Origin of the sequence: Pseudomonas sp. P7548, assembly GCF_013386585.1 — a bacterium.
Taxonomy (GTDB): Bacteria; Pseudomonadota; Gammaproteobacteria; order Pseudomonadales; family Pseudomonadaceae; genus Aquipseudomonas.
The window spans coordinates 59,644-69,619 of record NZ_JACARO010000084.1; the positions used below are offsets into that span (position 1 = coordinate 59,644).

Annotated in this window: 13 protein-coding genes; 10 read left to right on the forward strand and 3 right to left on the reverse strand. The window is 63.6% G+C overall.

The features are described from left to right. Positions 1-32: 32 nt before the first annotated feature. The gene (locus tag HX803_RS27270; protein WP_178925052.1) at positions 33-362 is read right to left on the reverse strand and encodes an EscU/YscU/HrcU family type III secretion system export apparatus switch protein; all 330 of its coding nucleotides are present in this window, start codon (positions 360-362) and stop codon (positions 33-35) included. Then, positions 359-1,936: a flagellar hook-length control protein FliK gene (locus HX803_RS27275; protein WP_178925054.1), complete on the reverse strand. Its 1,578-nt coding sequence runs from the start codon at positions 1,934-1,936 to the stop codon at positions 359-361. The genes HX803_RS27270 and HX803_RS27275 overlap by 4 nt, the downstream gene beginning before the upstream one ends. Positions 1,937-2,136: 200 nt before the next feature. On the opposite strand from HX803_RS27275, the gene ccmA reads away from it, so the two are divergent. From ccmA to HX803_RS27325, 10 genes are all read left to right on the forward strand, one after another. Continuing rightward, entirely contained in the window at positions 2,137-2,772 is a 636-nt protein-coding gene (ccmA, locus tag HX803_RS27280; protein ID WP_178925056.1) for a cytochrome c biogenesis heme-transporting ATPase CcmA, read from the forward strand. After that, positions 2,769-3,437 carry a heme exporter protein CcmB gene (gene ccmB, locus HX803_RS27285; protein WP_014717701.1) on the forward strand — a complete coding sequence of 223 codons (669 nt, stop codon included), beginning with the start codon at positions 2,769-2,771 and terminating at the stop codon, positions 3,435-3,437. Before ccmA ends, ccmB begins: the two co-directional genes overlap by 4 nt. An 85-nt stretch (positions 3,438-3,522) precedes the next feature. After that, a complete protein-coding gene (locus HX803_RS27290) occupies positions 3,523-4,278 on the forward strand; it encodes a heme ABC transporter permease (protein ID WP_178925073.1) in 756 nt (251 codons plus the stop codon). After that, complete coding sequence (gene ccmD, locus HX803_RS27295; RefSeq protein ID WP_003172771.1) at positions 4,275-4,451, forward strand: heme exporter protein CcmD; 177 nt, start codon at positions 4,275-4,277, stop codon at positions 4,449-4,451. The genes HX803_RS27290 and ccmD overlap by 4 nt, the downstream gene beginning before the upstream one ends. Continuing rightward, positions 4,448-4,903 (forward strand): cytochrome c maturation protein CcmE, encoded by a 456-nt coding sequence (ccmE, locus tag HX803_RS27300; protein WP_178925059.1) that lies wholly within the window; start codon positions 4,448-4,450, stop codon positions 4,901-4,903. Before ccmD ends, ccmE begins: the two co-directional genes overlap by 4 nt. Before the next feature lie 3 nt (positions 4,904-4,906). Next, the gene (locus HX803_RS27305; protein WP_178925061.1) at positions 4,907-6,895 is read left to right on the forward strand and encodes a heme lyase CcmF/NrfE family subunit; all 1,989 of its coding nucleotides are present in this window, start codon (positions 4,907-4,909) and stop codon (positions 6,893-6,895) included. After that, a complete protein-coding gene (locus tag HX803_RS27310; RefSeq protein WP_178925063.1) occupies positions 6,892-7,428 on the forward strand; it encodes a DsbE family thiol:disulfide interchange protein in 537 nt (178 codons plus the stop codon). Before HX803_RS27305 ends, HX803_RS27310 begins: the two co-directional genes overlap by 4 nt. Next, positions 7,425-7,898 (forward strand): cytochrome c-type biogenesis protein, encoded by a 474-nt coding sequence (locus HX803_RS27315; RefSeq protein WP_176998214.1) that lies wholly within the window; start codon positions 7,425-7,427, stop codon positions 7,896-7,898. Before HX803_RS27310 ends, HX803_RS27315 begins: the two co-directional genes overlap by 4 nt. Further along, positions 7,891-9,075: a c-type cytochrome biogenesis protein CcmI gene (gene ccmI / locus HX803_RS27320; protein WP_178925065.1), complete on the forward strand. Its 1,185-nt coding sequence runs from the start codon at positions 7,891-7,893 to the stop codon at positions 9,073-9,075. The genes HX803_RS27315 and ccmI overlap by 8 nt, the downstream gene beginning before the upstream one ends. 16 nt (positions 9,076-9,091) lie before the next feature. Then, positions 9,092-9,484, forward strand: coding sequence for a hypothetical protein (locus tag HX803_RS27325; protein WP_178925067.1), 393 nt, complete (start codon positions 9,092-9,094; stop codon positions 9,482-9,484). Between the two features lie 95 nt (positions 9,485-9,579). Here the strand turns inward: HX803_RS27325 and HX803_RS27330 are convergent. Continuing rightward, the coding region (locus HX803_RS27330) for an MFS transporter (RefSeq protein WP_178925069.1) at positions 9,580-9,976 on the reverse strand (397 nt) is incomplete at its 5' end.

The following is a 9,976-nucleotide window of genomic DNA, read 5'->3' on the forward strand; positions in this document are numbered from 1 at the left end:
CCACAGTTGGATTTGTGTATGCCTGTGAGAAGTCAGTAATCGTCCCCACGCGCCGTCACATCCCGCTCCACCGGCCCTGCGTCCGGGTCATACCCCACCGGGAACTTGCCTTTCAAGGTCCAGGCAAACGCGATGATCTCCGCCACCGTGCGGTACAACTCCTCCGGGATGCTGTCACCCAATTCCATGCGCGCCAGCAGCTTCACCAGCTCGGCGTTCTCATAGATCGGCACTTCATTTTCCCGCGCCAGTTTCAGGATCGCCTCGGCCAAGGCGTCGTCGCCCTTGGCGGTCAGTGTGGGGGCCTGCTGGCCGTCATACTTGAGGGCGATCGCCTGACGCGGTGGGTTGGTGTTCTTCATGCGGTTTCATCCACCCAGCGTTGCTCCAAGCCAGTTCGCGGCCCGCGTGGCGGCGTGCCGAGATGGCAATCCAGGTCGCCGACATTGATGCCCGAGGTCACCAGGCGTTCGCGCAGGCTGCCCAAATGGCTTTCGATCAGGCTGGCGGTAAACGGCCGGGACGCCCACAACTGGCTGGAGAGCTTGCCCTGGGTCAGTTGCGCCTGAACCTGCAACGGCCCCAGCGGTTCCATGTCGAAGGCCAGCTCCACGCGCCAGAGCATCTGCTTGGGGTCCTTTTTGTCTTTGCGTTCGGGCTGGTCCTTGTCCGGCGGCGGCTCTTCGCGCTGGAACTTGACCTGCAACGGCACGATGTCCTGCAGGGTGCGCATGGGGATTTCCAACTGCCAGGTGGTCTGCACGCGCCCGTCGGCGGTGGTGCCGGTTTGTTCCAGGCTCGACAGTTGGTGGCTCTGCAGGCGCGAGATGGCCCCGGCGGCCAGGCGCAGCAGGTTTTCCAGGTCGCCTTCGCCTTCCAGCTTGGCCATCAGCCGCTCCGGCAGCGGAAAGCCGGCCGGTGCCTGGCGGGCGCTGACCTGGCCCAGGGTGTTCAGCGGGTTGCGCACAAAATTGGGCAGCACCTGGGCCAGGGTGTTGGCGGCAAGGATCGCATTCAGGTTGGTGGCGGTGGGCAGCGCGGGCAACAGGTCAGCGACCAGGCGCAGCAGCGCGCCTTTCATGTCCAGCGGCGGGATTTGCGGGTTTTGCCCGGCCAGCAATTTGGCTTCGAGAAACGCGCCGCTGTTCTGGATCACCTGCGCCAGCACCTTGGGGTTGCTCACCTGCGACAGGTCGGGCAGCGCGGCGAGCAAGCGCGCGGCAGCCGCGCGCAGGTCGCTGGAGGTGGTGTCGTCGGCGGGCAGGTTCTGCAGGGCGGTGAACACCACGTCCAGCGAGCCCTGGCGGCTTTGCTGGGTGGCGAGTTGCTGCGCCACCGCCAGTTGGTCCTTGAGCCCGCTCAATGGCACGAAATTCAACGTCTGGGTGTCTTGCACCACGGCGCTGAGCAAGCTGCCCACCCGCAGCGGCTGCGGGCTTTCCACGGTCAGGGTCGCGCCGGCCAGGGCGTTGCTGAGCACGGTCACCAGCGAGCGGTAGATGGCCGGCTGCGTGGTGCCCTGGGGCAGCATCTGGGTGGTCAGCACCTTGGCCTGCAACAGCGTGCCCACCGGCATTTGCGTGGTGTCGATACGGGTGAGGGCGGCCACATTGGCGCTCAAGGCTTGCTGCAAGGTGATGGTCAGGTTGCCCGTCGGCGTCTGGCTCACGGCCACGTTGCTTCCCAGCGGCAACGGCTGGGTGCTGCTGGCTTGCACCAGGGTCTGGCGGCCGCCTTCCAAGGTCAACTTGAGCAGCAACTGAAACGCATCACCGCCCTGTTTGAGCGCGAGTACCTCGGCGTTCACGGTTTTTCCGGGGTCGATCAAGCCGATCTGCGGTTCCAGCAGTTTCAGCAGCTCACCGGTCGGGGGCAGCGGGGCGGGCCCGGCCACGGGTGCTGGCGGCAGCGTAGGAAGGTTGATCTCACCGGTCATCGTGCGCGTCGTCTCGAAGGAAATTGCCCTCTTTAGAGTAGGGCATCGCATGTATAATGCCGCCCGTCTGCAAAGAGAGCGGTAAAAACCTCACAACTATTTGATCCAGCTCTCTAAAATCGGTCGCCAAAGCCGTTATTGTGCATTTCTCTTTAACGGCCGCTGCACCGCCGACTTGAACCGTAAAGGCCCGCGATCTTTTGACCAGCCCTCTTCTTGAAGCCGTAGCGCTTTCCTGTGAACGCGACCTGCGCCTGTTGTTCGAGCACCTCGAACTGCGGCTGACGGGTGGTGACATGGTGCAGGTCAGCGGCCCCAACGGCAGCGGCAAGACCAGTTTGCTGCGCCTGCTGGCCGGGTTGATGCAGCCGACGGCAGGTGTTGTGCGGCTCAATGGCAAGCCGCTCAACGAACAACGCACTGAGTTGGCGCGCAACCTCGTCTGGATCGGCCACGCCGCGGGCATCAAGGACGTGCTCACCGCCGAAGAAAACCTCAGCTGGCTGAGCGCCCTGCATCATCCCGCGTCCCGCGACGCTATTTGGCAAGCCCTGGCCGCTGTCGGTCTCAAGGGCTTCGAAGACGTTCCCTGCCACACCCTGTCTGCCGGCCAACAGCGCCGCGTGGCCCTGGCGCGTTTGTACCTGCCGGGCCCGCCGCTGTGGATCCTCGACGAACCCTTCACCGCCCTGGATAAGCAAGGCGTGGCCCAGCTCGAAGAACACCTGGCCCAGCATTGCGAAAAGGGCGGGCTGGTGCTGCTCACCACCCATCACACCCTCAATCGCACGCCTGCCGGTTACCGTGACCTGGACCTGGGAAGGTGGTCGGCATGAGCGTATTCGCCCTGTTGGTCGCCCGCGAAGCGCGGCTGTTGTGCCGCCGCCCGGCCGAACTGGCCAACCCGCTGGTGTTCTTCGCGATTGTCATCGCCCTGTTCCCGCTGGCGGTGGGCCCCGAGACTAAACTGTTGCAAACCTTGTCCCCGGGACTGGTGTGGGTGGCGGCGCTTTTATCGGTTCTGCTCTCGCTGGACGGGCTGTTTCGCAGTGATTTCGAAGACGGCTCCCTCGAACAGTGGGTCCTTTCGTCGCACCCCTTGCCACTTCTGGTGCTGGCCAAGGTGCTGGCACACTGGGTTTTTTCCGGCTTGGCGCTAGTCTTGCTTTCGCCACTGTTGGCGATGATGCTGGGCTTGCCCGTCGAGTGCTTGCCGGTGCTGCTTCTATCCTTGTTGCTCGGTACGCCGGTGCTCAGCCTGTTGGGGGCGGTGGGCGCAGCGTTGACCGTCGGTTTAAAGCGGGGCGGCCTGTTGCTGGCCCTGCTGATTCTGCCTTTGTATATCCCGGTGTTGATCCTGGGCAGCGGCGCCTTGCAGGCCGCGCTCATGGGCATGCCGGCGACCGGTTACCTCCTGTGGCTTGGTAGCCTGACCGCCCTGGCGGTAACCCTGACACCCTTTGCTATAGCGGCCGGCCTGAAGATCAGCGTCGGTGAATAATGAGGTCTGACCAAGCGTTATGTCTTAGTCAGTAAAGACCCTGAGTTTCCTGCAATGACAGGAAGCCACCGTGATGGAAACAGCAATGAACTGGACCTGGTTTCACAAGCTCGGCTCGCCCAAATGGTTTTATGGCATCAGCGGCACGCTACTGCCGTGGCTGAGCATCGCTGCCGCCGTGTTGATTGGTATCGGCCTGGTCTGGGGCCTGGCCTTCGCGCCACCGGACTACCAGCAAGGCAACAGTTTTCGCATCATCTATATCCACGTTCCCGCCGCGATGCTGGCCCAGTCCTGCTACGTGATGCTGGCCGTGTGCGGCATCGTCGGCCTGGTGTGGAAGATGAAGCTCGCCGACGTGGCCCTGCAATGCGCCGCGCCCATCGGTGCCTGGATGACCGCCGTGGCGCTGGTCACCGGCGCGATCTGGGGCAAACCCACCTGGGGTTCGTGGTGGGTGTGGGACGCGCGGCTCACGTCCATGTTGATCCTGCTGTTCCTGTACTTCGGCCTGATCGCCCTGGGCAACGCCATCAGCAATCGCGACAGCGCCGCCAAGGCTTGCGCCGTGCTGGCCATTGTCGGCGTGATCAACATCCCGATCATCAAGTACTCGGTGGAGTGGTGGAACACCCTGCACCAGGGCGCCACCTTCACCCTCACCGAAAAACCGGCCATGCCCGTGGAAATGTGGGCGCCGTTGCTGCTGATGGTGCTGGGGTTCTACTGCTTCTTCGGCGCCGTACTGCTGATGCGCATGCGCCTTGAAGTGCTCAAGCGTGAAGCCCGCGCCAGTTGGGTCAAGGCCGAAGTGCAAACCTGCCTGGGAGCCCGTGGATGAGCTTTGCGTCTTTCAGTGATTTTCTCGCCATGGGCCATCATGGCCTGTACGTCTGGACGGCCTATGGCATCTGCCTGGCGGTGCTGGCCCTCAACGTGGCCGCGCCGATCCTGGCCCGCAAGCGTTACCTGCAACAAGAGGCGCGTCGTCTGCGCCGGGAGACCGAAAAGTGAATCCGCTGCGTAGAAAGCGTCTGTTGATCATCCTTGCCATCCTGGCCGGCGTCGGCATTGCCGTGGCCCTGGCCTTGAGCGCCCTGCAGCAGAACATCAACCTGTTCTACACCCCAACCCAGATCGCCAATGGCGAAGCCCCACTGGACACACGCATCCGCGCCGGTGGCATGGTGGAGAAGGGCTCGCTCAAACGCTCCCCCGACTCACTCGACGTGACCTTCGTGGTCACCGACTTCAACAAGGCTGTGACCATCACCTACCGCGGCATCCTCCCGGACCTGTTCCGCGAAGGCCAGGGCATCGTCGCCCTGGGCAAGCTCAACGCCGACGGCGTGGTGGTGGCCGACGAAGTGCTGGCCAAGCACGATGAGAAATACATGCCGCCGGAAGTGACCAAGGCCCTCAAAGACAGCGGCCAATCCGCGCCAACGCCCGCCAAGGAGGGCTAAGCCATGACGTCCGCATTGTTTATTCCAGAACTTGGCCAGTTGGCGATGATCCTCGCCCTGTGCTTTGCCATTGTGCAGGCCGTGGTGCCGTTGCTTGGCGCGTGGCGCGGTGACCGCTTGTGGATGAGCCTGGCGCAACCGGCTGCCTGGGGCCAGTTTGCGTTCCTGTTGTTCGCCTTCGGCTGCCTCACCTACGCCTTCATGACCGACGATTTTTCCGTCGCCTATGTGGCCAATAACTCCAACAGCGCACTGCCCTGGTACTACAAGTTCAGCGCCGTGTGGGGTGCTCACGAAGGTTCGTTGCTGCTGTGGGCGTTGATCCTCGGCGGCTGGACCTTCGCCGTGTCGGTGTTCTCGCGCCAACTGCCACAAGTGATGCTGGCACGGGTGCTGGCGGTGATGGGCATGATCAGCATCGGCTTCCTGCTGTTCCTGATCATGACCTCCAACCCGTTCAGCCGCATCCTGCCGCAGATCCCGGCGGACGGGCACGACCTCAACCCGTTGCTGCAAGACATCGGCCTGATCGTGCACCCGCCGATGCTCTACATGGGCTACGTCGGTTTCTCCGTGGCCTTTGCCTTCGCCATCGCCGCCTTGCTCGGCGGGCGTCTTGACGCCGCCTGGGCGCGCTGGTCGCGACCGTGGACCATCGTCGCCTGGGCGTTCCTCGGCATCGGTATCACCCTGGGCTCGTGGTGGGCCTACTACGAACTCGGCTGGGGCGGCTGGTGGTTCTGGGACCCGGTGGAAAACGCCTCCTTCATGCCCTGGCTGGTGGGCACGGCGCTGATTCACTCGCTGGCCGTCACCGAAAAACGTGGCGTGTTCAAGAGCTGGACCGTGTTGCTGGCCATCGCGGCGTTTTCCCTCAGCCTGCTCGGTACCTTCCTCGTGCGTTCGGGTGTATTGACGTCGGTGCACGCGTTCGCGTCCGACCCGGAGCGCGGCATTTTCATCCTGATCTTTCTGCTGTTTGTGGTCGGCGGCTCGCTCACGCTGTTCGCCCTGCGCGCGCCGGTGGTCAAGAGCCAGGTCGGCTTCAACCTGTGGTCGCGGGAAACGCTGCTGCTGGGCAATAACCTGGTGCTGGTGGTGGCCGCGTCGATGATCCTGCTCGGCACCCTGTACCCGTTGGTGCTGGATGCCTTGAGCGGCGCCAAGCTGTCCGTCGGCCCGCCGTACTTCAACGCGTTGTTTATCCCGCTGATGGGGCTGTTGATGGTGGTGATGGCCATCGGCGTGCTGGTGCGCTGGAAAGACACCCCGGTGAAATGGCTGGCAGGCATGTTGATGCCGGTGCTGCTGGGCAGCGTGGCATTGGCGGTGATCGCCGGTGTGGCTTACGGCGACTTCAACTGGGCGGTGCTGGCCACCTTCCTGCTGGCGGCGTGGGTGTTGCTGGCCGGCGTGCGCGACATCGTCGACAAGACCCGGCACAAAGGCCTGATCAAAGGCCTGCCAAGCCTGACCCGCAGCTATTGGGGCATGCAGGTCGCCCACATCGGCATCGCCGTGTGCGCCCTGGGCGTGGTGCTCTCCAGCCAGAACAGCGCTGAGCGCGACCTGCGCCTGGCGCCGGGCGAGTCCATGGACTTGGCCGGTTACCACTTCATCTTTGAAGGCGCCAAGCACTTCGAAGGCCCTAACTTCACCTCCGACAAAGGCACCGTGCGCGTCGTACGCAACGGCAAGGAAGTGGCGGTGCTGCACCCGGAAAAACGCCTGTACACCGTGCAGAGTTCGATGATGACCGAGGCCGGTATCGACGCCGGTTTCACCCGTGACCTCTATGTGGCACTGGGTGAACCGCTGGGCGACGGTGCCTGGGCTGTGCGCGTACATGTGAAGCCGTTTGTACGCTGGATCTGGTTCGGTGGTTTGCTCACCGGTTTTGGCGGTTTGCTCGCCGCGCTGGACCGGCGTTATCGGGTCAAGGTCAAGAGCCGGGTGCGTGAAGCCCTCGGCCTGCAGGGAGCGGCGGTATGAAGCGTTGGTTGATGGTTGTGCCGCTGGCGATGTTTCTGGTGGTGGCGGTGTTCCTGTATCGCGGGCTGTACCTGGACCCGGCCGAGTTGCCCTCGGCAATGATCGGCAAACCCTTCCCGCCCTTCAGCCTGCCAACGGTGCAGGGCGACAAGACCCTGACCCAGGCCGACCTGCTGGGCAAGCCGGCGCTGGTCAACGTGTGGGGCACCTGGTGCATCTCCTGCCGCGTCGAACACCCGGTGCTGAACAAGCTGGCCGAGAAGGGCGTGGTGATCTACGGCATCAACTACAAGGACGACAACGCTGCCGCGTTGAAGTGGCTGGCCGAATTCCACAACCCGTACCAGCTGGATATTCGCGATGAAGACGGCAACCTCGGACTGAACCTCGGCGTGTACGGCGCTCCGGAAACCTTCTTCATCGACGCCAAAGGCGTGATCCGCGACAAGTACGTGGGCGTGATCGACGAAGTGGTGTGGCGCGAGCAACTGGCCGCCAAGTACCAGGCCCTGGTCGATGAGGCCAAGCCATGAAGCGCCTGTTAGCCGCTGCCGTGCTGGCGTTGGGTTTGGCGGGCGTGGCCCACGCCGCCATCGACACCTATGAATTCGCCAACGATGCCGAGCGGGAACGTTTCCGCGACCTGACCAAGGAACTGCGCTGCCCCAAGTGCCAGAACCAGGACATCGCCGACTCCAACGCGCCCATCGCCGCCGACTTGCGCAAAGAGATCTTCCGCATGCTGGGGGAGGGCAAGGACAACCAGCAGATCATCGACTTCATGGTCGACCGCTACGGTGATTTCGTGCGCTACAAACCGGCCCTCACCGGCAAGACCGCGCTGCTCTGGTTCGGCCCGGCCGGGTTGTTGCTGGCCGGTGTGGGGGTGATGGCCGTGATCGTGCGCCGCCGCCGCGCCGCGCCGACTGATGGTTCCGACGCGCTCTCCCTCGATGAACGCAAACGCCTCGACCAACTGCTGGACACCAAGACTGATGATTGATTTTTGGCTTGCAGCAGGGTTGCTGCTCCTGATTGCCCTGAGTTTCCTGTTGATCCCTGTACTGCGCGACCGCCGCGCCCAACGTGAAGAGGACCGCACCGCGCTGAACGTGGCGCTGTACCAGGAACGTGTGGCCGAGTTGCAAGTGCAGCAGGACGAAGGCGTGCTCAACGCCGCGCAACTCGACACCGGCCGCGCCGAAGCCGCCCGCGAACTGTTGGCCGACACCGAAGGCGTGGAAAAACCCCGTGAATCGCGTCTGGGCAAGCCGTTGCCACTGTTGGCGGCGTTTCTGGTGCCGGTGCTTGGCGTTGCGCTGTACCTGCATTATGGGGCGAGCGACAAGGTCGAGCTGACCCGCGAATTCTCCCAGCCGCCGGTGTCCATGCAAGACATGACCCAGCGCCTGGAGCGCGCCGCCGCGGCCCAGCCAGACTCGGCCGAAGGCTTGTACTTCCTCGGTCGCGCCTACATGGCCCAGGACCGTTCCGCCGATGCCGCCAAAGTCTTCGAGCGCACCGTGGCCCTGGCCGGTCGCCAGCCGGAACTGCTCGGCCAGTGGGCCCAGGCCCAGTACTTCGCCGACAACAAACAGTGGTCGCCCAAGGTTCAGGCGCTGACCGACGAGGCGTTGAAGCTGGACCCGAAAGAAGTCACCAGCCTGGGCCTGTTGGGCATCGCGGCCTTTGAGGGCCAGCGTTACCAGGAAGCCATCGACTACTGGAACCGCCTGCTGGCCCAACTGCCACCCGAAGATAATTCTCGTGCAGCGCTGCAAGGCGGTATCGACCGGGCTGCCGAAAAGCTCAAGGAAAGCGGCGGCACTGTCGCTCCAAAAGCGCTGATCAAAGTGCGTGTGGATTTATCCGCCGACGTGAAGGCCAAAGCCCTGCCCACCGACAGCGTGTTCATCTTCGCCCGCGCCGTCAGTGGCCCGCCTGCGCCATTGGCGGCCAAACGTGTCACCGTCGCCGAACTGCCGATCACCGTCGAACTGGGCGATGCCGACGCGATGATGCCGCAGTTGAAACTGTCGAACTTCCCCGAAGTCCAACTGGTTGCACGCCTATCCCGGGCAGGTCTTCCGACCGCTGGCGAGTGGATCGGCCGCAGCCAACCCTTGGCCAGCAGCACCACTGCCTTGCAGCAGCTGACCATCGACAGTCCGGACCAGTAATTTTGAGGAAACGCCTATGACCGCACTTGCACGCCTTACCCTACTCAGCCTGATCGTGGGCCTGAGCGCTTGTGCGGTCCACCGGCCTCCGTCGCCCACCGGCCCGACCATCCCGCCGTCAGGGCCGTCGACCCAACCGAGCACCAAGCCTTCCGGCCCGGTCACGCCCGCGCCGAAGCCGGTGCCCACCTCGTCACCGACCTTCGCCCCACCCCCGGGCGCCGCCAGCCACTGGGACGGCAAGATGCAGGTGTATGTGCTCGACGACCAGCCCGACACCTTCTACCGCCAACGCACCTACTATCGCTGGAGCAACGGCTGGAGCCGCTCCATCAGCCCGAACGGGCCGTGGGAAGAGACCAGCGTACAGGGCGTGCCGCCCGGGTTGAGCAAGCAGTACGCGCAATAAAAAAAGGCGACCTATTACAGGTCGCCTTTTTTGCGCTTTGAAATCCAATCTCTCAAACACTGGAGATCAAATATGGGAGCCTTTTGATCCGGGATTTATGCCAGCTCTTGAGCCCTGCGTGGCGCACCCAGCCAATGGATACATCCCGCAAGTACCCCCAGCACAACGCCAAACTCCACCACCCCGACCCAGCCAAACTGCGCCATCAACCCACCACTCACCGTCGCGCCAATCGCCCCGCCGACAAAAGTGGCGGTCATGTACAAACTGTTGATCCGCCCCTGAGCCTTCGGGTCCACCGCAAATGCCCGGCTCTGGTTCGCCACCAACCCCGCCTGCACGCCGATATCCAGCACAATTACCCCGATCACCAGCAAGATCAGCGACGCTTGCGCCTCCGCCAGCAACAAAAAGGCCAATGTCACGATGCCGACGCTGGCCCCGATCACCCTGCGGCAACCCAGCCTGTCCGCCGCCCGCCCCCCATACGAG

Coding starts and splice junctions, on each gene's coding strand:
- HX803_RS27270 (WP_178925052.1), bottom strand. CDS start 362: ATGAAGAACACCAACCCACCGCGTCAGGCGATCGCCCTCAAGTATGAC.
- HX803_RS27325 (WP_178925067.1), top strand. CDS start 9,092: ATGACCGCACTTGCACGCCTTACCCTACTCAGCCTGATCGTGGGCCTG.
- HX803_RS27310 (WP_178925063.1), top strand. CDS start 6,892: ATGAAGCGTTGGTTGATGGTTGTGCCGCTGGCGATGTTTCTGGTGGTG.
- ccmB (WP_014717701.1), top strand. CDS start 2,769: ATGAGCGTATTCGCCCTGTTGGTCGCCCGCGAAGCGCGGCTGTTGTGC.
- ccmI (WP_178925065.1), top strand. CDS start 7,891: ATGATTGATTTTTGGCTTGCAGCAGGGTTGCTGCTCCTGATTGCCCTG.
- ccmD (WP_003172771.1), top strand. CDS start 4,275: ATGAGCTTTGCGTCTTTCAGTGATTTTCTCGCCATGGGCCATCATGGC.
- HX803_RS27305 (WP_178925061.1), top strand. CDS start 4,907: ATGACGTCCGCATTGTTTATTCCAGAACTTGGCCAGTTGGCGATGATC.
- HX803_RS27275 (WP_178925054.1), bottom strand. CDS start 1,936: ATGACCGGTGAGATCAACCTTCCTACGCTGCCGCCAGCACCCGTGGCC.
- HX803_RS27290 (WP_178925073.1), top strand. CDS start 3,523: ATGAACTGGACCTGGTTTCACAAGCTCGGCTCGCCCAAATGGTTTTAT.
- HX803_RS27315 (WP_176998214.1), top strand. CDS start 7,425: ATGAAGCGCCTGTTAGCCGCTGCCGTGCTGGCGTTGGGTTTGGCGGGC.